General features: G+C 61.3%; 23 protein-coding genes. 5 read left to right on the top strand and 18 right to left on the bottom strand.

The window, feature by feature from the left end; all coding sequences use genetic code 11:
• Positions 1-43: 43 nt before the first annotated feature.
• Together H7C86_RS01530 and cycA are read right to left on the bottom strand one after the other, a co-directional pair.
• Complete coding sequence (locus tag H7C86_RS01530) at positions 44-814, bottom strand: M23 family metallopeptidase (protein WP_182260982.1); 771 nt, start codon at positions 812-814, stop codon at positions 44-46.
• Positions 815-936: 122 nt separating this feature from the next.
• Positions 937-2400 carry a D-serine/D-alanine/glycine transporter gene (gene cycA, locus H7C86_RS01535; protein WP_019744791.1) on the bottom strand — a complete coding sequence of 488 codons (1464 nt, stop codon included), beginning with the start codon at positions 2398-2400 and terminating at the stop codon, positions 937-939.
• A gap of 142 nt (positions 2401-2542) precedes the next feature.
• Between cycA and H7C86_RS01540 the strand changes: the two genes are divergently transcribed.
• Positions 2543-3259 (top strand): HAD family hydrolase, encoded by a 717-nt coding sequence (locus H7C86_RS01540; RefSeq protein WP_135000461.1) that lies wholly within the window; start codon positions 2543-2545, stop codon positions 3257-3259.
• Between the two features lie 7 nt (positions 3260-3266).
• Here H7C86_RS01540 and H7C86_RS01545 read toward each other — a convergent pair whose 3' ends face one another.
• The 8 genes from H7C86_RS01545 to eltD form a co-directional block, all read right to left on the bottom strand.
• Positions 3267-3746 (bottom strand): ribose-5-phosphate isomerase, encoded by a 480-nt coding sequence (locus H7C86_RS01545; protein ID WP_021345197.1) that lies wholly within the window; start codon positions 3744-3746, stop codon positions 3267-3269.
• Positions 3739-5487 (bottom strand): dihydroxyacetone kinase family protein, encoded by a 1749-nt coding sequence (locus H7C86_RS01550; protein ID WP_021345198.1) that lies wholly within the window; start codon positions 5485-5487, stop codon positions 3739-3741. Before H7C86_RS01550 ends, H7C86_RS01545 begins: the two co-directional genes overlap by 8 nt.
• Before the next feature lie 12 nt (positions 5488-5499).
• Positions 5500-6648, bottom strand: a complete 1149-nt coding sequence (locus H7C86_RS01555; protein WP_021345199.1) for an ABC transporter ATP-binding protein — start codon at positions 6646-6648, stop codon at positions 5500-5502.
• Positions 6645-7820: an ABC transporter ATP-binding protein gene (locus H7C86_RS01560; protein WP_182260983.1), complete on the bottom strand. Its 1176-nt coding sequence runs from the start codon at positions 7818-7820 to the stop codon at positions 6645-6647. Before H7C86_RS01560 ends, H7C86_RS01555 begins: the two co-directional genes overlap by 4 nt.
• Positions 7820-8686: a carbohydrate ABC transporter permease gene (locus tag H7C86_RS01565; protein ID WP_172933015.1), complete on the bottom strand. Its 867-nt coding sequence runs from the start codon at positions 8684-8686 to the stop codon at positions 7820-7822. The genes H7C86_RS01560 and H7C86_RS01565 overlap by 1 nt, the downstream gene beginning before the upstream one ends.
• Positions 8687-8690: 4 nt before the next feature.
• A complete protein-coding gene (locus H7C86_RS01570) occupies positions 8691-9656 on the bottom strand; it encodes a carbohydrate ABC transporter permease (protein ID WP_182260984.1) in 966 nt (321 codons plus the stop codon).
• A gap of 37 nt (positions 9657-9693) precedes the next feature.
• Positions 9694-11073: an ABC transporter substrate-binding protein gene (locus H7C86_RS01575; RefSeq protein ID WP_021345203.1), complete on the bottom strand. Its 1380-nt coding sequence runs from the start codon at positions 11071-11073 to the stop codon at positions 9694-9696.
• A 129-nt stretch (positions 11074-11202) separates the two neighbouring features.
• A complete protein-coding gene (gene eltD, locus H7C86_RS01580; RefSeq protein ID WP_037249529.1) occupies positions 11203-12276 on the bottom strand; it encodes an erythritol/L-threitol dehyrogenase in 1074 nt (357 codons plus the stop codon).
• A gap of 177 nt (positions 12277-12453) precedes the next feature.
• On the opposite strand from eltD, the gene H7C86_RS01585 reads away from it, so the two are divergent.
• Together H7C86_RS01585 and H7C86_RS01590 are read left to right on the top strand one after the other, a co-directional pair.
• Positions 12454-13476: a sugar-binding transcriptional regulator gene (locus H7C86_RS01585; RefSeq protein WP_372461226.1), complete on the top strand. Its 1023-nt coding sequence runs from the start codon at positions 12454-12456 to the stop codon at positions 13474-13476.
• Positions 13477-13493: 17 nt separating this feature from the next.
• Positions 13494-14264, top strand: coding sequence for an SDR family NAD(P)-dependent oxidoreductase (locus H7C86_RS01590; protein ID WP_021345206.1), 771 nt, complete (start codon positions 13494-13496; stop codon positions 14262-14264).
• Positions 14265-14286: 22 nt separating this feature from the next.
• Here the strand turns inward: H7C86_RS01590 and H7C86_RS01595 are convergent, their stop codons facing one another.
• The 4 genes from H7C86_RS01595 to H7C86_RS01610 form a co-directional block, all read right to left on the bottom strand.
• Positions 14287-15765, bottom strand: a complete 1479-nt coding sequence (locus tag H7C86_RS01595) for an FGGY-family carbohydrate kinase (protein WP_031333752.1) — start codon at positions 15763-15765, stop codon at positions 14287-14289.
• 40 nt (positions 15766-15805) lie between these two features.
• The gene (gene xylB / locus H7C86_RS01600; RefSeq protein ID WP_182260985.1) at positions 15806-17203 is read right to left on the bottom strand and encodes a xylulokinase; all 1398 of its coding nucleotides are present in this window, start codon (positions 17201-17203) and stop codon (positions 15806-15808) included.
• Between the two features lie 24 nt (positions 17204-17227).
• Positions 17228-17545 carry a WhiB family transcriptional regulator gene (locus H7C86_RS01605; protein WP_003946343.1) on the bottom strand — a complete coding sequence of 106 codons (318 nt, stop codon included), beginning with the start codon at positions 17543-17545 and terminating at the stop codon, positions 17228-17230.
• Between the two features lie 69 nt (positions 17546-17614).
• The gene (locus H7C86_RS01610; RefSeq protein WP_020970382.1) at positions 17615-17845 is read right to left on the bottom strand and encodes a DUF3263 domain-containing protein; all 231 of its coding nucleotides are present in this window, start codon (positions 17843-17845) and stop codon (positions 17615-17617) included.
• A gap of 194 nt (positions 17846-18039) precedes the next feature.
• Here H7C86_RS01610 and H7C86_RS01615 point away from each other — a divergent pair, with 194 nt between their 5' ends.
• Positions 18040-19227 carry an ROK family transcriptional regulator gene (locus tag H7C86_RS01615; RefSeq protein WP_019744795.1) on the top strand — a complete coding sequence of 396 codons (1188 nt, stop codon included), beginning with the start codon at positions 18040-18042 and terminating at the stop codon, positions 19225-19227.
• 266 nt (positions 19228-19493) lie between these two features.
• Positions 19494-20795, top strand: a complete 1302-nt coding sequence (locus H7C86_RS01620; RefSeq protein ID WP_019744796.1) for an MFS transporter — start codon at positions 19494-19496, stop codon at positions 20793-20795.
• A gap of 46 nt (positions 20796-20841) precedes the next feature.
• Here the strand turns inward: H7C86_RS01620 and H7C86_RS01625 are convergent, their stop codons facing one another.
• The 4 genes from H7C86_RS01625 to H7C86_RS37120 all read right to left on the bottom strand — a co-directional run bounded on the left by H7C86_RS01625 (position 20842) and on the right by H7C86_RS37120 (position 23408).
• Positions 20842-21642 (bottom strand): crotonase/enoyl-CoA hydratase family protein, encoded by an 801-nt coding sequence (locus tag H7C86_RS01625; RefSeq protein WP_020970383.1) that lies wholly within the window; start codon positions 21640-21642, stop codon positions 20842-20844.
• Positions 21643-21707: 65 nt separating this feature from the next.
• Positions 21708-22667 carry an LLM class F420-dependent oxidoreductase gene (locus H7C86_RS01630; protein WP_182260986.1) on the bottom strand — a complete coding sequence of 320 codons (960 nt, stop codon included), beginning with the start codon at positions 22665-22667 and terminating at the stop codon, positions 21708-21710.
• A gap of 55 nt (positions 22668-22722) precedes the next feature.
• The gene (locus tag H7C86_RS01635) at positions 22723-23124 is read right to left on the bottom strand and encodes a nuclear transport factor 2 family protein (protein WP_019744799.1); all 402 of its coding nucleotides are present in this window, start codon (positions 23122-23124) and stop codon (positions 22723-22725) included.
• On the bottom strand, positions 23121-23408 hold the full coding sequence (locus H7C86_RS37120; protein ID WP_259349027.1) for an AMP-binding enzyme: 288 nt from the start codon (positions 23406-23408) through the stop codon (positions 23121-23123). The genes H7C86_RS01635 and H7C86_RS37120 overlap by 4 nt, the downstream gene beginning before the upstream one ends.
• Between the last annotated feature and the right edge of the window lie 137 nt (positions 23409-23545).

The following is a 23545-nucleotide window of genomic DNA, read 5'->3' on the forward strand; positions in this document are numbered from 1 at the left end:
GGAAGAATTTCCCGACGCCACCGCAGTTCTCCGAAAGTTTCTCTTACGAGTTGTCTACCCAGGTGACAGCCACGCCGCGAGCCTGCAGCCACGCTGCGGGATCGACCTTTGCGCCGTTCTCGGCAACTTCGAAGTGCAGGTGCGGGCCGGTGGACTGTCCACGGTTACCCACTGTGGCGATCTGCTGGCCAGCATTGACGCGCTGGCCGACGTTGACCTGGTAGTCGTTGACGTGGCCGTAGGTGGTGACCGTGCCGTCGTCGTACTGGACGCGAACCCAGAGGCCGAAACCTGACGCCGGGCCGGCGTCGATGACCTGGCCGTCTGCGGCAGCCAGAATCGGCGTACCGATCGGAGCCGCGATGTCGAGACCGCCGTGGTGTGCTCCCCAGCGCGAACCGAAGGTGGAGGTCAGCGTTCCGGACACCGGCTGCACGGTGCGAGCAGAGGTGCCGGGGTTGATCCCCGCGAGGAACTGCTGTGCCTGCGTGTTGAGATCGGCAGCAAAATCGGGAAGCTCGGGAATGTCGAGAGCGGGAAGTGCCGCCAATTCAGCCGGAACGACAACGCCCTCGGGGAGCAGACCCTGCGGGATTTCGATGCCGGCGATGGTCTGTGTTGCCGGCGCCGCAGCAGCGGTTCCTGCACCCATCTGGCCTGCACCGACGAGGAGTGCACCGGTAGCCGCAGCTACGACACCCGCCTTGACACCGGCACCAGGGCCAGCCGACGGGGTGCGGTGGCGGCCGCTTGCTGCCTCGGGATCGATCTCGAAGACAACATCGTCATTGCCCGTGCGGTGGTGGTTTCCCACAGTGTGTACTCCGTCAGTCGTCGGCGTGCAGCGTCCTTCTGATGAAGCCCGCTCCTCTGTCTGCCGAAGAATGTAACAGTTTGATCAAGGCGGCCGCCACCGTTACCCGATCTTGACCAAAACTATTTCTCGCCGTTCTGTCGGCTGGCGTCCAGTTCTGACTTGAATGCGTCGTATCGTGCCCGGTGAGCGGGTCGGCGACGAATGATCGCCCACGCGATACCCAGAACCACGAACCAGATCGGTGTGACGACAAGTGCCTGCAGGGTGTCGTCCTTGGTTGTCAGCGCCCAGAGGATGAAGACGAAGAACGCGAGCACGACCCAGCACATCACGATGCCGCCGGGCATCTTGAACTTCGACGCCTCGTGCAGGTGCGGACGACGCTTCCGGTACACCATGTAGCTCGCCAGAATGATCGTCCACACGAACATGAACAGCAGCGCCGAGATGGTCGTGACGACGGTGAAGGCCTCGATCACGGAATCGCCCGAGAACAGCAGGATCAGCGACGCCAGCAAGAAGATGCAGGAAAACATCAGGGCGTTCGCGGGGACCTTGCGCGAGTTCAGCTTGCCGAGTGCCCGCGGTGCGTCGCCCTCCTGCGCAAGACCGAACACCATGCGCGAGGTGGAGTAGATACCCGAGTTGGCCGAAGATGCCGCGGAGGTCAGCACGACGAAGTTGATGACAGATGCAGCGATGCCGAGGCCGGCGAGTGTGAACATGGCGACGAACGGACTCTTGTCTGCGCTGATTTCGCGCCACGGAGTCACCGCGATGATCACGGTCAGTGCAACGACGTAGAACAGCAGGACACGAATGGGGATGGAGTTGATGGCCTTCGGCAGGTTCTTCTCCGGGTCCTTCGCCTCGGCGGCGGTGGTGCCGACCAGTTCGATGCCCACGAAGGCGAACACGGCGATCTGGAAGCCGGCCACGAAGCCCATGAATCCGGTCGGGAACATGCCGCCGTCGTTCCAGAGGTTGTCGATACCCGAGGTGGCACCGTTCGGCGCCGTGAACCCGGAGACGACCATGACGATGCCGACGATGATCAGGCTGACGATGGCGACGATCTTGATCAGTGCGAACCAGAACTCTGTTTCACCGAAGGCGCGAACGGTCGGGAGATTGAGGAGCAGCAGCGCCGCGATCGTCAGCAAAGCAGGTATCCATGCCGCGAGACCTGGCCACCAGTATTTGAAGTATCCGGAAATCGCGATGACGTCCGCGATGCCGGTGACGATCCAGCAGAACCAGTAGGTCCATCCGGTGAAGAACCCCGCCCAGGGGCCCAGCAGATCCGCGGCGAAGTCGGAGAACGACTTGTACGCCATGTTCGAGAGCAGCAACTCCCCCATTGCCCGCATGACGAAGAAGAGCATGAAGCCGATGATCATGTACACGAAGATCACGGAGGGCCCGGCAAGCGAGATCGTCTTGCCCGATCCCATGAACAGTCCGGTGCCGATGGCACCACCAATGGCGATCAGCTGGATATGCCGGTTGGACAGCTGACGTGAGAGGTGGGGGTCTTCGCCGGACGGCTTCGTCAGGTCTGGTGTATTCGCGTGGTCGGACACGGAGGATCCCCCTCGTCATACGGTTCATCCGGGGCATCGAAATCGTGCCCGTCGGGGGAACCTCGGAAAATGTGCTCTCTCAAAGTACGCGTGCACTGGCTCACATCAAGCATCGGAATGCGGACGCCGATAACCTGTCGAGGTGAACACTGACAGCACGGCCCATCAAGACGGACATATCGCCGCGACGCTGTTCGATTTCTCCGGAACCCTCTTCCGTTTGGAGGAGAGCGACGATTGGACCGAGCACCTCGTCGATCATCAAGGCGATCCGCTCGACGTGCACGCTCAAGCCGAGTTGATGCGTCGGATGACCGCGCCGGTGGGCAGAACCGTCGAGATGGACGAAGCCGGGATCTACGCGTGGGAGAACCGCGACCGGGATCCGAAGTTGCATCGTCAGGCGTACCTCGACGTGTTGAGCAAGTCCGGAGTGCCCGATCCGGTTCGGGCCGAAGCTTTCTACGCGCTGCTGGTCGATCCGGACCAGTGGTCGCCGTACCCGGATACCGGTGAGGTCCTGAAGTCATTGTCGGAGAAGGGCGTACGCACTGCCGTCTTGAGCAACATCGCCTTCGACATCCGTCCGGCGTTCGTCGACCGCGGCTGGGACGTCTGGGTCGACGAGTTCGTCCTGTCGTTCGAGGTGGGTGCAGTCAAACCGGAACCCGCGATCTTCGAATACGCCCTGGCACAGCTGGATGTGGATGCGGCGCAGACCCTGATGATCGGAGACAGTGATGTCGCCGACGGCGCGGCCCGAGACATCGGTTGCCAGTTCGCACTCGTCGATCCCCTGCCGACGACCGAACGTCCGCACGCGCTACTCGACGCAGTGCGGAAGTTCGGGCTTCTGTAGGGAGCGCTCAGCAGTCGCCCGACTTACCGACTGTCTCGTATTCGCCGATGGCAGCAACCTTCTCGGCAGAGGCGCTCTGAGCGTCGAAGTGGTAGCCCAACCACTCCTTCGCCAGCCGTCTGGCGAGTTCGAGGCCGACCACTCGCTGCCCGAAACACAAGACCTGTGCGTCGTTGCTGAGAACTGATCTCTCCACAGAGAAACTGTCGTGGGCAGTCACCGCCCGGATCCCCGGGACCTTGTTGGCGCTGATAGCGACGCCCAATCCTGTTCCACACACGAGGAGCGCCCGGTCGGCTTTGCCGTCGGCCACCAACCTCGCGGCAGTAACAGCAACGTGCGGATACGCAGTGTGCTCGTCGTTCCCGACGCCGACATCGGTCACGACCTCCACGCGGTCGTCGGCTTCGAGGTCGGCCTTGAGTGCCTGCTTGTACTCCAAGCCGGCATCGTCGCAACCGACGACGATACGAAGTCGCTCAGCCATGATCGTGCTCCTTGCGTTCAGAGTTCGTGTTCAAGAAATCAGCGACGGTACGGACACACATCGCCATGGATATCGCGCCGGCGTCCGGGGTCCCGACGCTCCGTTCTGCCAGCGGTCGTGCCCGACCCACCAGCGGGCGCAATTGCGCCGTGGCGTCGGCTGCGGTCTGGGCAACGTCGGCGGCTTCGTCCCACGCTTGCGCCGTGAGGACCCCGTTTCCGACTGCGGCACTCAAGGTTTCCACGAACGGCCACAGAGCATCGAGCATCGTTTTGTCGCCTAGTTTTGCTCCACCGAGCGCCACTATCGCGTCATAGCCCGCCCGTACACCGTCAGCCAGATCATGGGCGCCTGGTTGTCCCTTGTCACCCAACCGGGTCCCCATCGCCGTAAGCGCGGCACCCCACAGCACGCCGGACGTCCCGCCCGCCTTTGCTGCCCAGGCTTCACCCGCTGCAGTCAAAACTCCTTGTGGACCGGCACCCTGCGCGGCTGCGGCCTGCGCTGCCAGCGTCGCGTATTCGGTTCCGCGAACCATCCCGCGCCCGTGGTCTCCATCACCTGCCACCGCATCGATGCGACCCAGTTCTTCTTCGTTGACCGCCATCACCCGAGCGAGAGCATCGATCACCGTAGCCACAGTTTCTCCGCACAGCCGTCCCCGGTCGTCGCCCGCAGCGCTCACACCGGACGTCTCTTGCACGGAAGTGGTAGTACGACGCTCCCCCGATCGTGTTGCCACACCGAATGTTCCGCGCCGAAATGCCGGAGTGTCCGCGGCTGCGGTCCAGAACGATTCGAGTTCCTCGTCCAGCCACATGAGCGTCAGTGAACAACCGGCCATGTCGAGGCTGGTCACCAACTCTCCGACCTCCGGCGAGACAACCGTGTATCCGGCCTCCCGCAACAGCTTCGCCGCGGTAGCCCAGACCACGAACAGTTCCTCGTACTTGGTACGCCCGAGTCCGTTGAGGATCACTGCGACGCGGGTCCCGGAGCCGTCCGGCCGTTCGGCAAGCACACCGTCGACCAATAGCTTCGCCAGTTCTGCGGCACTTGGCATCTCGTGCGTGGACACACCCGGTTCTCCGTGAATGCCCAGCCCCAGATCCATCATTCCGGTTTCCACGGCGAACAGTGGGTGATCTGCGCCCGGCATGGTACATCCGTCGAAAGCAACACCGAGTGTTCGCGTGTTGTCGTTTGCCGCGCGTCCTACTCGCTGTACCTCGTCGAGGTCGTATCCTGCTTCCGCAGCCGCCGATGCGATCTTGAACACCGTGAAATCACCGGCGATTCCGCGCCGCTTCGTGATGTCCTCCGCGGATGCACTGGCAATATCGTCGGTGACCGGTAGGTACCGAGCGTCGATTCCCTCGTGCGCCAAAGCTTGCACTGCGAGCGAGAAGTTCATCACGTCACCCGCGTAATTTCCGGTCGTCAGAAGCACGCCGGCACCGCTGTCTACAGCGCGAGCGACGGAGGTCGCCTCCGCTGCGGAGGGAGACGTGAAGATATTTCCCACTACTGCGCCGTCGGCGAACCCCGGCCCGACAACACCACAGAACGCGGGATAGTGGCCGGAACCGCCACCTACTACGACCGCAACCTTGCCCGGTCGAGTCTCCTGGGCACGTACAACACCGCCTGGCACACCGACAACATAGTCGGAGTTGGCGTCGAGGAAACCCTCGAGCATGTCTTCCGTAAATGTCGCGGGGTCGTTGAATAGCCGAGTCATGACAAAATACCTCTAACGCAGTCGATTTCCGGTTTCGGGGTCGAATAGATAGACACGTTCAGGAAGAGCAGTCGCCGCGCACTCGTCGCCTGCCGCAAACCTCTCGTGGGCCGGTGTCTGAACCATCAGCGTTGATCCCGAGCCCGTCGACTCGGTTCCCGCTGCATTCACCTGCACCAAACCGAACTCCATCAGGTGCTCGAAATGCTTCACGTGCACCGTGATCTGCCGATGCCCGGCAGGCCCCGACACCATAGTCATGTCTTGGGGGCGAACTCCGACTCGAACCGACTGACCCTCAACAACATTGCGTGTCGAGACCGGCAAGGTACCAGCCGAGCCTATGGCAACAACCGCAGATCCGTTCTCGAGGCGCACAATTCCGTCGAACATGTTGATCTGCGGTTCGCCCACGAACTCCGCCACGAAAATGTTAGCCGGATCGTCGAACACCTCGTCAGGAGTGCCGTACTGCTGGATGATGCCACCGTCCATCACCGCAAGCCGGTCGGCCAAGCTCAGCGCTTCGACCTGGTCGTGAGTGACCACGATTGTGGTGTAGCCGAATTCGCGTTGCAGCATCTTCAGTTCACGCCGAACCCGTTGCCGTGCCGACGCGTCGAGGTGCGAGAGCGGTTCGTCGAGGAGCAGCACCGGCGGGTTGCGCACAAGCGCCCGAGCGAGTGCAACCCGCTGCTTCTGTCCGCTCGACAATCCTGCCGGACGCAAGTCGAGTAGGTCCTCCATCTCCAGACGACGGGCAATGGTGGACACCAGTTCGTCTGCGCCCGCTACTTTTCGGGCTTTCAATCCGTACGAGAGGTTGTCGCGCACCGATAGCGGCGGATACAAAGCGTAGCTCTCGAATCCAACCCCGACGCCTCGTTTCCCGGGTGCCAGCTGACTGATCTTCCGGTCACCGATCAAGATCTCCCCGCTCGAGACGGTCTCCAGTCCGGCGATCATCCGAAGGGTTGTCGTCTTGCCGCATCCCGAAGGACCCAGTAGCGCAACCAATTCACCGGGTTCGATGTGCAGGTCGATTCCTTTGACCGCGTGGAATGTTGCCCGCCCACGCGAAGAGTAGGTCTTCTCCAGGTTGTCCAAGGTCAGTGATTGCGCGACCTTCGCGCCGCTACGACTATCGGCGGTAGTGGTCATCGCCCATCCTCCTGTGCTGCGTAGGTCGTTACACTTTCGCCGGTCCTACCGGCGCCGACGATCGCGCTGCCGAGTCGTCGACTGTCTGTTCCTTCTGGTGCGCCCTCGAACAGGTGAATGTTCTGGCGAGCCACTTCCACAACGATCTCGGCACCTTTGACCGCGAGCGAACCACCCGACGACAGACCGATCATCGTGACCCCGCCGCCGAGATCTATCGAGAGTTCGACATTGCGGCCAAGCCGCTCTACCAGTTGAATCCGGCCGCGTACGCCCACCGCGGCGGAGTTTCCCGAGTAATCTGCGCGAATCTCGATGTCACACGGTCGGATACCGATTCGAGCGCCGACCGACGACGAAATCGAGATGTCGGCCGGAATCTCGACCTCCAGCTCGGTGCCCAGAACCCGGAGCACCGCGCCGTCGACTGCTGCGTCGAACACGTTGATCTCGGGTTGACCGAGCGAGCGTGCCACGAACGTGTCAGCGGGCGCATGCCAGATGTTGGCCGGGGTGTCGATCTGGACCAGCCGCCCTTCCCTCAGGATTGCGATTCGATCACCCAGCGCGAGTGCTTCCTGATAGTCGTGCGTCACGTACACCGTTGTGGTGTTGGACATCTGGCCGAGCTGACGCAATTCTGCACGCATCGCAGCACGTAGTTTGGCGTCGAGGTGTGAGAGCGGCTCGTCGAGGAGGTACACGTCAGCCGGCCGCACCAGCACACGACCGAGTGCGACACGCTGCCGTTGTCCGTTGGACAACTCTCGCGGGAACCGCTCGAGCAAGTGGTTGATTCCCAGCGTTTTCGTGACCGCGTCGATACGGCGCTTCTGATCGTCCTCCGAGTATTTTCCGGTTCGACCGGATTTGAGTGGTGACGCCAGATTCTCCGACACCGTCTTCTGCGGGTAGAGGGCGTAACTCTCGAAGGCCATGGCGACGTTACGGTGGTATGGCTCGACGAGAGTCATGTCCACTCCACCGATGTCGACGGTACCGTCGTCGACTTCGACGAGTCCGGCTATCGACTTGAGCGTCGTGGTCTTGCCTGCGCCGGAAGGTCCCAGAATGACCAGGAATTCACCGTCTGCCACGTCGAGGTCGATACCGTCGATGCCCACGGTCTTTCCGTAGTGCTTCGTCAATGCTTTGACAGTAAGTGCGACCATCAGGATTTCACCGCCCCAAACGACAGCCCGCGGACAAGGTATCGCTGAATCGTCAACGCCAGAATCAGCGGTGGAAGAGCAGCGATCACCGCCGCCGCAGCTGTCAGGTTGTAGTAGGCCTGTCCGCCGCCACCGAGGAACTTGGTCACCGCGACGGTGACGGTTCCTGCGTTACTGTCGGCCAGGATGAGAGGGAATACGTAGTTGTTCCACGCGAAGATGAACGAAAGCAAAGCTGCCGCAGCGATTCCGGGACGAACAAGTGGCAGTGCCACCATCACGAAGGCGCGCTTACGGGTGTATCCGTCCAACAATGCTGCTTGCTCGAGGTCTTCGGGAAGGTCTTCGAAGTACGAGCGCAGGATCCAGACCACCAGAGGCATCGTCACCAGTTGAAGAACCCACACCATCCCGAGTTTGGTGTCGAACAACCCGATCTGGTTGTAGATGACGAACAGCGGGACGATCACCATCAGCTCCGGCGCAAAGCGGAAGGAAAGCATGTTGAACATCAAATCGTTGGATCCCTTGTACTTCCAACGCCCGGCAGCATACGCCGCCGGAATTCCGATAGCCAACGAAACAAGAACAGCGCCACCACAATTGATCAAGCTGGTCAGCAGGGCCGACTTGAAGTCGACACTCGTCAGATCCGTGCCCTTCTGACTCAGCACGGTTCCGAAGTTCTCGAACGTGGGACTGAACTTGAAGTATGTGGTGGTCTGCTCGGCCGGAGTCTTCAGCGCCAGCAGAAACATCCACAGGATGGGAAAGAGCGAGAAGACGAACCACACGACCAACACGATGTCCGCGGCTACGGCACCGATGGTGAATCTCTTCTGGCCTGGCATCAATTCACTGGCCATGACTTTACGACTCCGCTCCGGCAGCACGACGCTGCGCTTTGCCCAACACGCTCACCAGATAGCGCGCGGTGACGAACACGATGATCCACAGCAGGAACATGTAGGTGCTGCCGCGGGAATAGTCGAGATTGATGATCGAATCCTCGAATGCACCGATCTGGAGCGTTCGGGTGGACAGTCCTGGTCCACCCGCAGTCAGGACGTACACCGCGTCGAACACTTTGAGGTTGTCCATGAATCGGAAGATCACGGCGACCAGAATGTAGGGCCACAACATAGGCAGCATGAGCCTGCGGAACATGTAGAACCAACTGGCACCGTCCACCTCGGATGCTTCGAACGGCTCCTTCGGCAGCGAACGCATTCCGGCGAGAACAAGAATCGCCACGAAGGGAGTGAAGATCCACAGGTCCACCAGAATGACCGACCACAGTGCATTCTGACTGCTCAACCAGTCGAATGTGTTACCCAGTCCAAGAACGTGATTCAAAATTCCGAACTGCGGATTGAACATCAGTTTCCAGATCACACCGGCGATGACAGGTGCAATCATCAATGGAAGGATCAGCACCTTCTCGAAGATCTTCCCGATCAAGCTCGAACGGTTGAGCAGCAACGCGATGCCGACGCCGATCACGGTTTCGACCGCTGTGGCAACAATCGCGAAGACTCCAGTCACGCGCACGCTGGTCCAGAAGCTCGAGTCGCCCAGGACACTCGCGAAGTTCTTGAACCACACGAACTGTGGATCAGGATTCACCGCTGCGTAATTCAGGAACGAGTAGTACGCGCCGATCACGAACGGGTAGAGAATTCCGACAACGATCACCACAGCCGGAATCGAGAGGATGTAGGGTCGCAGCTTGCGTCGCCACATCGGCACTTCGGGAGGTTCGACGTTGCGGGGCGATGCGTCTGCCGGTTTCGCGGAGGTTGCCTCCGACGGCGGACGGGTGGATTGGGTAGTCACTATTCCTTACTCCCTTGCTCCGGTGATCCGCCGCGGATCAGAGGTTTACCTTGGATGTGTTGGTCTTGGCGAGCGAGGAGAGCGTCGACTGCGCATCCTTGCCGCCGTAGATGTCCTGCAGCGCCACGGCCCAGTCCTCCGTGGTGTCGAAGAACTTCTTCTGAGGCGTGAACTGGATTTTGGAACTGCCGATCACCGTCTCGAATGTTTCGAGGTAGCCCGGCATACCATCGCCGACTTCCTGTTTGAAAGTCTCGTCGAACACGGACTTGCGTACTGGGTTCGCGAAGATACCCGATTTGACGGCGTCGTTGAGTGTTCCCTTGCTGGTGGCCCACTGCAGGAAAAGCCAGGCCGCATGCTTTTTCTCGGAACGCGCATTCATCGCCAGCGACCACGTCCACAAGTTGGTCGCATAGCTGCCGTCCGGCCCGGCCGGCCCCGGGTACCAAGCGAGGTTCCCGGCTTCCCGACTCGCTCCGGGCTTGTTCTTCGGGTACGTCGCACTGTCTGCGTCGTACACCATCATTGCCTTGCCGTCACCGAGATCGCCTGTTGCCTGCGGATAGTCGTACGTTGTCCACGAAGTCGGTCCGGCAGCGTGCATCATGTCGATCCACTTCTGCGTGAAGGCCACCGCCTTGTCCGAATCCATGGTGGCGACCAGTTCGCCATCGCGGAGTTCGTAGTCCTTGGCACCCTCGCGGCTGAACTGCGTCATGAATCCGGGGTGAATCGTCGCCCAGGACTTCGACCCTCGCGTGGCGATTCCGTAGACGTTCTCACTTCGATCCGTGAGATCCGTTGCAAGTTCGATCAATCCGTCGAATGTGTCAGGGAGTGTAATTCCCTTGTCGTCGAAGACCCTCTTGTTGTAAGTGACGACATTGTTCTCGAAGCCCAACGGTAACGCCCACTGTCCCCCTGTTCCGAGAGGGGATCCCAGTTCGAAATCCCAACGGGTAGAAGTTCGCAGCCCCTCGTAGATATCTTCGAAGTCGTATTCGTCGCTCGTGGCGGACGTGTTCTCGAGCCACGGTTTCAGGTCCTCCAGCCAAGCCGGTGGACCGTACTGCCAGATGAAGTACGCACCGAGCATGAACACGTCGTGCTTACCGGTTCCGCCTGCGAGTTCGGTGTTGAGTTTGGTGAAGTAGTCCGCCTCCGGCACCAGATCCGCCTTGACCGTGATTCCGGTCAGCTCGGTGAAATCAGCAAGGAGTGGCTGCAACGCCTGCTGATACGGGTGCGGAGTCTGCAGGATGTTGATGCTCGTGCCTTCCAGCGCCCGCCAATTGAATCCGCCGGTCACCTCGGACGCGCCGTTAGTCGGCTTCTCACCACCGCCGACACCACAGGCGGAAAGTATGGGCACACTTGCAGCAGCCATTCCCGCGATACCGAACGCCCGCAGCATCTCTCGACGAGAGAGCTGCGGGCCACCGCTGAATGGGACGCGGGGTGTGAAACGACTCATGTGGATTCTCCGCTGAATGGATGAGTGGGATCTCGAACGACCTGCGGCACAGGTCGGTTGTGCGAACTGTCAGGGAATGAGTGAGACCTTCACGGACTCGGCACCACTGGCGACCAGATCGAGCCCCTTCTGGAAATCTTCCAGCGGAAGCTGATGCGTGCAGATCTTGTCCATCGGGAGCAGGCCGGACTCGATCATCCGGATTGCGGCAGGCCAGCAGTCGGGCCCCAGGTGCGCCCCGAGGACATCAAGTTCCTTGTCGTCGCTGATGATGCTCCAGTCGACGCTGACGTCGTCTTTGAACACCCCGTATTCGACGTAGGTGCCGAGCTTACGCAAGATGTTGAGGCCCTGGGGAACTGCGGACGGATGGCCTGTCCCTTCGAGATAGACATCGGCCCCGTACCCGTCGGTGAGATCCTTGACGATCTGCACGGCGTCCTCGTCGGCGATGTTGATGACGATGTCGGCTCCGCACAGTTTGGCGAGCTCGAGCTTTTCCGGTGCCATGTCGAGAGCGATCACGTGCGCGGGGCTTTTTGCTCGCGCCCCGGCGACCATTCCCAGCCCGATCGGCCCGCAGCCCGCAACCACAACAACGTCGTCGAAGGTAATGCCTGCTCGTTCGACTGCATGTAGTGAGCACGACAGCGGCTCGGCAAAGGCGGCATGCGCTGCCGGCAGATCCTTGGATACCTTGTGCACCAGAGCTTCCACTGGGTAGACCATGAATTCGGCCATCGCGCCGGGGGTGACACGCTTGAATCCGTACAGGTTGTGCGGCTGGCACATGTGATACTGCCCGCGCTTGCAGTAGCGGCACTCCCAACACGGGACGATCTGTTCGGAGACCACACGGTCGCCCACCTGGATCCCCCAGCGCTTCGACCCTGCCGCATCGATCGAGACAACCTCACCGACAAATTCGTGCCCCGGAATGACCTCGGTCTCGGCCCAAGCCGGACGGTTTTCGTCGCCCCAGAATTTTGCTGCACCGTGGTAGCACTTCAAGTCGCTCGCACAGATTCCGACTGCTTCGACCCGAACCAGCGCTTCACCGGGGCCCGGTACAGGCTTCGGCACTTCTTCGAGTCGATAGTCGCGCGGACCGTGGCAGATGACCGCCTTCATCGTCTCGGACATCTTTGTCTCCTCTTGGGATCAGGTCTGGATGGGGCGCAATGCGCTGGTCCAGTAGCTGCACATGAACACAATTTCATGTGTCGGCGGTCACAGTATCGGATCCTTTTACATATGTCCAGCACAATTGTTCATCTGAACTAGGTGCGTGAGCATCTGTTCATGCGGTACCTTTCTGTCATGCCGATCAGCAGCTCAGACGCGATGCCACTACCCGCATCCACGCCTGCCGGCTCGACATCGACCAGCACAAACAGCACATTCACGCGCGCGTTGCTCTACACCGCGGCCAAGCTCTACTACGACGAAGAAGCTACTCAGGCCGAAGTCGCAAAAGCCCTCGGCACCAGCCGTGCCACTGTCAGTCGCATGCTTTCCGAGGCGCGACGGCAGGGCATAGTCCGCATCCAGGTCGTACCGCCGCAAGAAGAAGCACACGGAAGCCTTGCCGAGCGGTTGCGCGTCAAACTCGGACTGCACCGCGTGTACCTGTCTGGACCTCTGCCCACTCCGGCGCAGCAGAAGGGCACGGTCGACGTCATGGGCTCGGTACTTGCCCCGGCGACAGCCGAGGCCCTCGCCGGGGCCGGCCTCATGCCAGGTGACGTACTGCTCGTGTCCTCCGGGCGCACGGTATACGAAGTCGCACAATATGATCTGACACCCATCCCAGGGGTCCTCGTCGCTCCCACTGTTGGTGGCAACGACCAACCGGAAGAGTGGTACCAGACCAACGAGATCACCCGCTTGATCTCGAACAAGATCGGCGGACGTCCGAATTATCTTTTTGCGCCGGCGCTTCCAGGACCCGATCTGTATCCGACCCTCACCAAGGATCCGGCCATACAGCGAGTTCTCGGCCTGTGGCCACAGGCTCGGGCTATCCTCATGGGCATCGGCGCTCCACCTCTACTGCGCGCCGACATTCCGCAGTTCGTCCCGATAACGTCGTCATCGCTTCGAGAAGCCGTGGGCGACATCTGCTCTCGATTCTACGATCGCGACGGCAACACCGTCGACTTCCCCGGTAGCGAACGCCTTATTGCGCTCGAACTGTCTGCACTGCAAGATATCCCGGTGGGCATCGCCGTGGCCGTCGGCGCCGAGAAAGTCGCTCCTATCATTGCCGGTGCGCGCAGCCGGTACTTCAATCAACTTGTCACCGACCCAACCACCGCACAACAGATACTTGCGGTCGAGTAACTTCGAAAGGCTTTGCCATGCCTACTGCGTCAGCTCGCCCGCTCGCCGGAAAACGCGCTCTTGTCACCGGAGCGTCGAAAGGCATCGGCGCGCAAATCGCACACGCCTTTGCCCAGGCCGGCGCGGACGTAATCGTCTCCGGTCGTAGCCGCTGCGAACTGACAACGCTGGCCGACCGACTCCGCGACAGTTTTGCCGTCCGCGCCGAGATTCTCGTTGCAGATCTCGCATTACCCGACGCACCGACACAGGTCGCACAGGAGTCTCTCGCGGTATTCGGTGGCCTGGATGTGCTGGTCAACAACGCTGGAATCTCGTATCCCGAATTTGTCACCGACATCACCGAACCCAACTTCGACGCGGTTCTGAACGTCAACCTCCGTGCGCCGGCCTTGCTCGCCGCGAAGATCGGCTCAGCCATGGCCGATGCGGGCGGCGGAGCCATCGTGACGGTTGCTTCGGCAGCAGCCTTGCGCGCGTTGCCCGAGCACTATTCGTACTGCATCGCAAAGGCCGGGTTGGTGATGGCCACCAAAGTGCTTGCCTTGGAATTAGGTAGCCGCGGCGTCCGGGCCAATTCGGTCTGCCCGACGGTTGTACTCACCGAGATGGGCCAGACGGTATGGGGTGAACACGACAAGGCTGCACCGATGTTGAACCGTATCCCGACTGGGCGCTTTGCCATGCCGGACGAGGTATCCGAAGCCGTCGTCTGGCTGGCGTCGGATGCCGCCGCCATGGTGAACGGAACCGACCTTCCCATCGATGGCGGCTACCTCGTAAGCTGAGCGGCCGCAGCCATCGGGCCGTTCAGCCGAACTCGGCGAGGGCGTGGATCTGTTCTTTCGTCGACGGGTACAGCGTCAACCACGTTTGATACAAATCCTCGTACATCGCCTTGTTGGCTGCGTTCGGCACTACTTCGTGCGACAGAGTCGTCCAATCGGTATCCGGCGCAACAAGTCCGGTCCCGATCGCAGCCAACAGCGCATCGCCGTAGCTGGCGCCGATGGTCTGAGCCGGAACCAACTGCGTGTGTCCGGTGATGTCGCTGATCGCCTGTGTCCAGACCCGACTCTTGACCCCGCCTCCCACAGCGATCGTGCGGCGAACAGGTTCATCTGTGTCACCGAACATTTCGAGTATCTGACGGATTCCGAAGGCGATACCTTCATAGGCGGCCCGAAACAGATGCCCCCGGCCGTGGCGCAACGACAGTCCTGCGACGACGCCTCTGGCTTTGGGGTCGAACACGGGGGTACGTTCGCCGGCGAAGTACGGCAGGATCAGCAGCCCTTCGGCGCCGGCCGGCACGGCCTCGGCCTCGGCGAGCAACTGTTCGAATGGTGCATCACCGGTGAGCTTTTGAAGCCATCCGGTCAGGCTTCCGGCAGTGGAAGTGCCGGCCGCGAGTGCCAGAGTATTCTCCTGAACCCCTGCGGTTGTCCACAGTGCCGGATTGCTGTGAAACTTGTCGAGCACCTGTACCAGGAACATCGTCGACCCGTACATGAGCATGAGATCCCCGGGATGACGGGCCCCCACACTGAACCCCTCGGAAAAGGCGTCGACAGTACCCGCGACAACGGGCGTCCCGGCAGGTAGTCCGGTCTGCTCGGCCGCATCAGCATGTACCAGTCCGACAACATCACTCGGCCATACCAAACGAGGCGATTCCAGATGCCCCAGAATGCGATCCAGCCAATCGGATTTCCAGCTGAAGTCTCGGACCGAATAAAGCGGATCACACTGACTGGCCGTGTGATGATCCTGAACGTACTCACCGGTCAGCTTTGCGGCGATGTACGAATTCGAGCCGTACCACCGCGTCGCCGCGGCAAAAGTTTCCGGTTCATGGATGCGTACCCACTCGATCTTCGGTCCTACGGCCTGACTCGACAGGAGTTTGCCACCACAATCGAGTATTGCCTCCTCGCTGAACAATTCGGTCAGCGAGGCCACTTCTGCCGAGGCTCGACTGTCGATTCCGTAGAGGATAGCCGGACGAACAGGACGAAGTTCACTGTCGCACAACACCAGTGCCGGACCGACGCCACTGACACATACGCCGGCCACCTTGGCAATCGTGGGAACCTGTGCCACAAGACGTTTCGAGATCTCACAGACCTCGGACCACCACATCTTCTCGGCGTCCACCTCGGCCCACCCAGGGCGGGGCATCGAGATCTGGTGATCGATCTGCTCGGTCGCCAGGACCACACCGTCAGGGGTCACCAGAACCCCTTTGCTGCTACCCGTCCCCATGTCTATACCTACCAACAAGTCCACGGAGTCACCCTAACCGAGCGAGCGGTGTCAGGCTCTGTGGTTACACACCTTCGGTGAGTTCGCGCAACGACGCGTAGCGCTCGCGCACGTGGGGAGCTGGTTCGGCGTCGAATCGTCGCTCTTCCGGTTTCGGCCACACCGGCGGCTGCGTGTCCCCGGACAGTGCCCATGCTGCTTGCCTGCATGCCCCTTCGGCGACGTACTCACCCGGGGCAGGGATTACGACCGGAACTCCGAGAATTGCCGGCGCAATCTCACAGAGAGCGCGAGACTTCGCTCCGCCTCCGACGAGGAGAACTCGCTTCACCTCGACGCCCTGACGAACCAGATCGTCGACGCCGTCGGCCAAGCCGCACAGGAGCCCTTCGACTGCGGCGCGCGCGAAATGCGCCGGCGTCGAGTTCTGCAGCCGGAAGCCGTGCATTGCTCCCGTGGCGTCAGGACGGTTGGGCGTCCGTTCGCCCTCGAAGTACGGAATCATGACCAGTCCGTCGTTTCCGAGGGGTGCGGTCAACGCCAACCGGGACAGTTCGGCGTGATCGACACCGAGAATGGACGCCGTCGCATCAAGAATGCGCGCGCCGTTGAGAGTGCACACGAGCGGCAGGTGCAGACCGGTTGCGTCCGCGAATCCTGCCACGTTTCCACTGGGATCGTGCGTGGGGGTGGCCGATACAGCCGACACGACGCCGGATGTTCCGATCGAGATGATCACGTCACCGGGGACTGCTCCCAAACCCAGTGCGGCTGCGGCATTGTCACCCGTACCCGGTCCGATGATTCCCCCGGAGTCAGTGCTTCCGATCTTGTCGTTCGGCGATGCAACTCGGGGAACATGGGGGGTGCGATCGCGAAATGCCAACGCCAGCAAGTCGGTACGGTATTCGCGCGTCGAGGCAGCGTAATAGCCGGTTCCACTTGCGTCGCCCGCGTCTGTGGCGAGCTCCTCGATTGAACCGGACCCGCCCAATTTCCAGGACAGCCAGTCATGCGGAAGACACACCGCGGCAGTGCGATCGGCGTTGCCTGGCTCGTGATCTGCGAGCCATCGAAGCTTGCTTGCCGTGACCGCGGCGACCGGAACTACGCCAACCGCGTCGGCCCACGCCTTCGATCCGCCGAGTTCTTCGACCAGATCCGTCGCAGCCTTCGCCGAACGAGTGTCGTTCCACAGCAGCGCCTGCCTGACGACCTCGCCGCCGCTGTCCAGACACACCATGCCGTGCTGTTGAGCTCCGACGGATACCGCTGCGACGTCGCCGAGCCCACCCGCCGCGGCGATTGCATTGTCCATCGCCTCGAGCCAGCATGCCGGATCTATCTCGGTACCGACGGGATGGGCCGCCCGTCCTTCTCGTACCAGTTCTCCCGAATCGGCATCACGGACAATGACTTTGCACGACTGGGTAGACGAATCGATACCGGCTACGAGGGTCACACTGGCGTCCTTTCCGAAGGACCGTCAGCTCGCGTTGGCGACCGCGGGCATCCGGTTGCTGCGCTTACGCAGCGATCGCACATATTCTGCGCGCTCGGTCTCCGTCATTCCACCCCAGATGCCGTACGGCTCGTGGACGGAGAGTGCGTGTTCGCGGCACTGCTGGAGCACGGGGCACGTCGCGCAGACCTTCTTGGCGTTGCGTTCACGGTTCTCGCGAGCGTGTCCACGCTCGCCGTCCGGGTGGAAGTACACCGCGGAATCGTGCCCACGGCACGCTCCCTGCAGCTGCCAGTCCCACACTTCGGCGGTCGGGTACGGCATCGGAAGGTGCTTGTGCATGATGGCGACCTCAATTCCTTACTCGGGTGAAACGGATTCGGGTAACTCGGGGCTGACGCCGGGTCGGACTTATCGACGCCTGGCCGATTGGCCGAGTCGATGTGCACAGACCGTTGCGAGTTCGCCGGTGACCGGCGGAGTCAGCGCTACGACGCCGTCGTCGAGAATTGCCTGCAGCCTGCGGAAATACTCGTCCGGGGCGAGGCCGAAGGTTACAAAGATCTCTTCGTCAGGTCCACCGTCGAACTGCTGCCACTTACGTGCGAACTCGACGATCTCTTGTGTATCGGTGCGGCTCATCAGGTTCTCCCCTGTTTGTGCGCCCTGCTTCACAGAAACTGCGACTCGTCTCCTCGGACGCCCGTGGCAGTGAGTCAAGACACAGACTATGCCTACTTCTGCTTTTTCACAAGACCTACTTACGTCTTTTTGTGGACAAAGTAAGCGAACTTTCGCACGCTGAAGTTACCGACGAGGAATGCTTGAATAGGACAATGACCCGACCGTCCACGACTCCGGCTACCGCGGGAGAGGTATTCACGCTGATACGCAGCGGTTCCGCGACCACGCGCAGCGAGATCGGGAAGCTCACCGGCCTGTCCAGGACGGCGGTATCGGCCAGGGTTGCAGCACTTCAATCGCTTGGTTTGATCGCCGATGACGACGAGGGCCCGTCGACGGGCGGCCGGCCGCCGTCCACTCTCACCTTCGCGAACTCGTCCGGCGTGGTTCTCGTCGTGGCAATCGGTCGATCGCGGGCACAACTTGCCGTCACCGACCTGGCGGGCACGATCCTCGCCGCAGAAGACATCGACAAGTCGGTCGGGGTCGGCCCCGACGAACTGATGCCCGAAATTGCCGAGCATCTTTCGTCACTACTGGCCCAGGTCCACCGCGCGTCTACCGAGGTCATCGGAATCGGACTGAGCATTCCCGGAACGGTTGACGTCGCCGCGGGAGCGAGCCTCGACTCTCCGATGATGGCGGGATGGGACGGCGTCGCTCTTGCCCCCTACCTGGCATCGGTGACCACGGCGCCACTGTTTGCCGACAACGATGCCAACGTGATGGCCCTGGCCGAATTGAGCGAACGACGCGAGAGCGCGCCCAACCTCCTGATGATCAAGGCGTCAACCGGCCTCGGCGCAGGAATCGTCATGGGCGGAATCCTCCAACGCGGTTCACTCGGAGCATCCGGCGAGATCGGGCATACCAAAACCGCTGCAGCGCGGGGCATGAAGTGTCGCTGCGGTGATGTCGGCTGCGTCGAAACCGTCGCCAGCGGTTGGGCTCTCGTGCACGCCCTCCGAGATCAGGGCCGAAGTGTCGGGCACGTGCGTGACGTCGTCCGCCTCGCCCTGGACGGCGACAGCGAAGCCCGCCGGCTCATCAGAAGCAGCGGCCGACTGATCGGCGACGTCATTTCCGGCGCGGTCAACCTCCTCAATCCCGAGGTCCTGATCATCGGCGGCGACATGGCCGAGGCAGACGAGCTCTTCCTCGCCGGACTTCGGGAGTCCGTCTACGGCAACGCAACGGCGCTTGCCACCCGAAAGCTTCAGATCGCTTCGGTCAGCCACGGCGCACAATCCGGGATCCTCGGTTGTGCGGTTCTCGTCCTCGACCATCTGCTCAGCGCCAGGGAAATCGATCTGCGGATCGCCGCGTCGCTCCACACCTGAGCAACTGATTTCTCGCATGCTCTGCACCAGATAATCAGACCTTTCCGGCACCCCTTGTGTTGACGCTCACACTTCTGCATAATTCATTACCTACCGATCATTCGGTTGCCAATATCGACAATGAGATCGCGCAGGAACGCTCCGAGTCAGCCAAAAGCATGCACCGAGCACACCGGCAACGTCGCAGATCGAACAGCGTTTCTCCCCTGTTCCGACTTCGCAGTTCACCGCGCCGGTGAACCACGTGACTGGCAGAAAGTAGCTCGATGACCACAACCAGAACTGGCACCAAGCCCGCCGCGAAGGAGTACGACCGCGCCGCGATGGCGTCGATGGTCGGCACCACCGTCGAGTGGTACGACTTCTTCATCTACGCCCAAGCCGCAGCCCTGATCTTTGCCGACCTGTTCTTCAAGCCGATGGGCTCGGCAGGCCAGATCGTCTCCTACGTCACGGTCGGCATCAGCTTTGTCTTCCGTCCTCTCGGCGCCATCGTGGCCGGATATCTCGGCGACAGACTCGGCCGTAAACGTGTCCTGGTCGCGACGTTGGCGATGATGGGGGCCGCGACGGTTCTCATCGGCGCGCTGCCGACGTATGCCTCGATCGGGATCTGGGCGCCGATCCTGTTGATCCTTCTCAGAATCGTGCAGGGATTCTCGACGGGCGGCGAATGGGGTGGGGCTGCTCTTCTTGCCGTCGAACACGCACCCACCAAGCGTCGAGGATTCTTCGGAGCGTTCGTCCAGATGGGCGTACCGCTCGGAATGTTGCTCGCCACCGGCGTTTTGGCACTGTGCACGTTCACCCTCACGGACGAACAGTTCACCACCTGGGGATGGCGAGTGCCGTTCCTGCTCAGCGTCGTGCTGATCGGCGTCGGCTTCTACATTCGAAGCAAGGTCAGCGAGTCACCCGTGTTCGCCGAACTCAAGGAACGCCGCACCGAGAGCAACACGCCTATCCGAACTCTGTTCAAGAAACACCCGAAGCAGGTCGTACTCGCGGCCCTCTCCTTCATCGGCACAAACGGCAACGGCTACATGGTGATCGGCGGATTCATCGTCGCGTACGCAACCAAGACCTACGGCCTGGGTAAGACCGAACTACTGATTGCCACGCTCGCAAGTGCAGTCACGTGGGGCGTTTTCACCATGATCGGCGCTTACTGGTCGGATCGGCGCGGCCGCACCACGGTGATGAACGTCGGCAACCTCGCAATGATCCTCTTCGCGGTGCCGTTCTTCCTCCTCATCGACACCGGCAATCTCGGCTGGATCTACGTGGCAATGATCCTGTTCTCGGTCGGACTCGGACTGTCGTACGGACCTCAACCGGCATTGTTCGCCGAACTGTTCCCAGCTTCGATCCGCTACAGCGGCGCGTCGATCTCCTACGCCGTCGGCACCATTTTCGGCGGCGCCTTTGCTCCCACCGTCGCCCAATGGCTCCTCGGCAAGACCGGTGGCACTCTTGCCATCTCGATCTATCTCGCCCTGTTGGCCGCAGTGTCGTTCGTCGCCACGATGCTCATCAAGGACCGATCTGGACGAGATCTGATGGTGTAATCGGCCTGAATGAGAACGCCCCACGGCGACGCGATGCCGGAGTTTGTCAGCCGAACTTTCGAATGGCGAACTCCGGCAACGTCTTCGCAGTATTCGCGGAGCGTACGATCTTGTGGTTCTTGCCTCTCATCAGCGCCAGTTGGATCCGCGATTCGATCCAGAACGCACCGCGTGGCGATCGGTTCCAGGTCTTGTGCAGCAACGTCTTCGTCGCTGCGACGGCGTCCGGCGAGCGAGTCATGATCTGCGACAACAGTTCCTGTGCCGGTTTGATCGGATTGTCACTTACTCCGCTCACGAACCCCCACTCGAGAGCCTGATTTCCATCGAACAGTTCAGCAGTCATGGCGAGGCGTTTCACGACGTCCATCGCCGCGAGTTCGCGCATCGTAACCGTTCCGGTCATGTCGGGGATCAATCCCCACTTCGCCTCCATCACCGAGAACGTGCAATCAGGGGTGGTGAATCGAAAGTCTGCGGCGAGCGCCAATTGCAGTCCCCCGCCGAAGCAGTGGCCGTGAACGACCGCGATGACCGGCACGGGCAATTCGCGCCACACCCAGCACGCACGTTGAAAGAGGTTGGTCTTCTGACCGGGAAATTTCGCAAAGGCCTTGGCCATCCGGCTCGGCTGCTTGCCGGCAGAAGCGAAGTCCAATCCGGCCGAGAATGCGTCGCCCGCGCCTTGCAGAACCACGCCCCGGATCGAACGATCAGTTCTGATCGTTCGGGCCGCGTCCACCAGCGCGTCGAGCATGTCCAGATCGAGACCGTTGAGTTTCTCCGGCCGGTTCAACGTCACGTACGCCACCGACTGCACTACCTCGACACGAACACGATCACTCACGGCAACTCCTCCGATTCGACATATCCCCGACGAACTTACCTGAGAGTAAGTTCGTCGGGGATTCGTCATACCATCTCGGCAAGAAGTTCCATCGTCACTTGCCCGGCCGGATCCGAATCAGTGGATGAAGGCACGGCCACGACGGTGTCCACACCGACCGCTCGATACGCCTCGAGTTGCTCGCGCGCATCGGCCGCGGTTCCCACGATTCCCACTGTCGCGACCATCGCGTCCGAGACCTGACTCAAGATCTCTCGAGGCGCGGTCCCGGCCCTGGCTGCCTCGATCACGGATGCAAACCCTGCTCGTACGAACATGTCCGAGTACCCGGGGGCAGCGAGATACGGCACAAGCCCACGTCTGAGCTGATCGATCGACATCTGAGTTGGGCCTTCGGTTGCCACGGCCGCCGGCGCCCAAACCGACACCTGGGGCATCGGCGTTCCCATTTCAGCCGCGATTTCCTTGCACCGTGCGATCAGGCGCCCCGCTTGCTCCGGGCTGACCAGATTGAGCACCAGTTCGTCGCCCAACTCCACCGCGGCGCGAAGGGCCTTGTCTCCGAAAGCTGCAACGATCAGCCGCCCACCCGGCGGCTGAAGTCGCAGTCGATATCCGCTGGTCCGCATCACCGTTCCGGCGACTTCGCCCCGCTCGCCGTCCATCAGCGCTCGCACAGCGCAGGCTGACTCCGCGAGTGCACGTGCGGCCCCCGATCTGCTTCGCCCATGCCATTTTTCGACCACGACAGTGCTGGACGTGCCCAACGCTATCGACACGTGACGCCCGGTCAGGTCGGCAACCGACGCCGCCCCGATCGCGATCATCGCCGGATCACGAACCGTCACCGCGAGCGGACCGACCACCAACTCGGAGTGCTCGAAGCCGGCGCCGACTGACGTCGCCAGAGCAAAGGCGTCGTACGTCGCCATCTCCCCCACCCACACTCGGCCGAACCCCAGTTTGTCGGCGAGGCGTGCAGTAGTGGTCACCTCCCGCGGCGGACGGTCCTGCCACAAACCCAAGGAGATGTCGATCGTCGGCAGTCGGCTCCTCGAAATCCCGCTTTTCGAAATCCCGCTATTCGAAATCGGAGACAAGACCCATTCCCTTCAAGAGTGTCGGACGGTCGTAGTACTCGAGCCACTCTGTGACCAGCCCGTCTGCCATGCTGAGGATTCCGACAACAGGAACGACGCCGTGGGTCCCGTCGAAGTGGAAATCGTCCACTCGCTGTACAAAAACCCTGCCGTCGATCACGCCGAGCGACTCGATCTTCAGGGTGATCCGTTCACACTTACTTGCCAGCAATGCAATTCGGCCCGCTACAGCCTCCTTGCCGACAAGAGGTTCCTGCATCACGCTGTGGAGCACACCGTCTTCGGCGAACAGGTCGACGACGCGTGCCCAGTCCATGACGTCCCACGCCTGGAACATCTCACGCGCCAACGCAAGCTTGTCACTGTCGTTCATCACACTCATGCCACACTCTTCTGTCGAAGCTCACGCTTGAGGATCTTTCCGGTCGAATTGCGCGGCAGTTCTTTCCGAATCTCCAGCCGCTCGGGAAGTTTGTACGACGCGATGCGCTTGTCCTTCAGGAACGCAACCAGAGCATCGAGTTCGAGTTCCGTCTCGGGTCGAAGTGTCACCACTGCTGCGACGCGCTCACCGAGCACTTCGTCGGGGTCGCCGATGACGGCCACGTCCGCGACGGCCGGATGCTCGGCGATCAACCCCTCCAATTCGGCTGGAGCGATGTTCATTCCACCGCGGATCACCAGGTCCTTGCCTCGATCCAGGTAGCGGAGGAATTGTCCGTGATCACCGGCAATCTCGAAGATATCTCCGGTGCACAGGAATCCGCGTTCGTCGAACGGTGACGGCCGATCGCCGAGATAGC

The organism is Rhodococcus sp. UFZ-B548 (assembly GCF_903819475.1).
GTDB classification, from domain to species: Bacteria; Actinomycetota; Actinomycetes; order Mycobacteriales; family Mycobacteriaceae; genus Rhodococcus_F; species Rhodococcus_F erythropolis.

Excerpts from the sequence above, each read along its gene's own strand:
- H7C86_RS01620 (WP_019744796.1), top strand. The coding sequence starts at position 19,494 with ATGACCACAACCAGAACTGGCACCAAGCCCGCCGCGAAGGAGTACGAC.
- H7C86_RS01575 (WP_021345203.1), bottom strand. The coding sequence starts at position 11,073 with ATGCTGCGGGCGTTCGGTATCGCGGGAATGGCTGCTGCAAGTGTGCCC.
- H7C86_RS01560 (WP_182260983.1), bottom strand. The coding sequence starts at position 7,820 with ATGGTCGCACTTACTGTCAAAGCATTGACGAAGCACTACGGAAAGACC.
- H7C86_RS01585 (WP_372461226.1), top strand. The coding sequence starts at position 12,454 with ATGCCGATCAGCAGCTCAGACGCGATGCCACTACCCGCATCCACGCCT.
- H7C86_RS01590 (WP_021345206.1), top strand. The coding sequence starts at position 13,494 with ATGCCTACTGCGTCAGCTCGCCCGCTCGCCGGAAAACGCGCTCTTGTC.
- H7C86_RS01555 (WP_021345199.1), bottom strand. The coding sequence starts at position 6,648 with ATGACCACTACCGCCGATAGTCGTAGCGGCGCGAAGGTCGCGCAATCA.
- H7C86_RS01565 (WP_172933015.1), bottom strand. The coding sequence starts at position 8,686 with ATGGCCAGTGAATTGATGCCAGGCCAGAAGAGATTCACCATCGGTGCC.
- H7C86_RS01635 (WP_019744799.1), bottom strand. The coding sequence starts at position 23,124 with ATGAGTGTGATGAACGACAGTGACAAGCTTGCGTTGGCGCGTGAGATG.
- eltD (WP_037249529.1), bottom strand. The coding sequence starts at position 12,276 with ATGTCCGAGACGATGAAGGCGGTCATCTGCCACGGTCCGCGCGACTAT.
- H7C86_RS01605 (WP_003946343.1), bottom strand. The coding sequence starts at position 17,545 with ATGCACAAGCACCTTCCGATGCCGTACCCGACCGCCGAAGTGTGGGAC.
- H7C86_RS01615 (WP_019744795.1), top strand. The coding sequence starts at position 18,040 with ATGACCCGACCGTCCACGACTCCGGCTACCGCGGGAGAGGTATTCACG.
- H7C86_RS01610 (WP_020970382.1), bottom strand. The coding sequence starts at position 17,845 with ATGAGCCGCACCGATACACAAGAGATCGTCGAGTTCGCACGTAAGTGG.
- H7C86_RS37120 (WP_259349027.1), bottom strand. The coding sequence starts at position 23,408 with ATGAACATCGCTCCAGCCGAATTGGAGGGGTTGATCGCCGAGCATCCG.
- H7C86_RS01545 (WP_021345197.1), bottom strand. The coding sequence starts at position 3,746 with ATGGCTGAGCGACTTCGTATCGTCGTCGGTTGCGACGATGCCGGCTTG.
- H7C86_RS01550 (WP_021345198.1), bottom strand. The coding sequence starts at position 5,487 with ATGACTCGGCTATTCAACGACCCCGCGACATTTACGGAAGACATGCTC.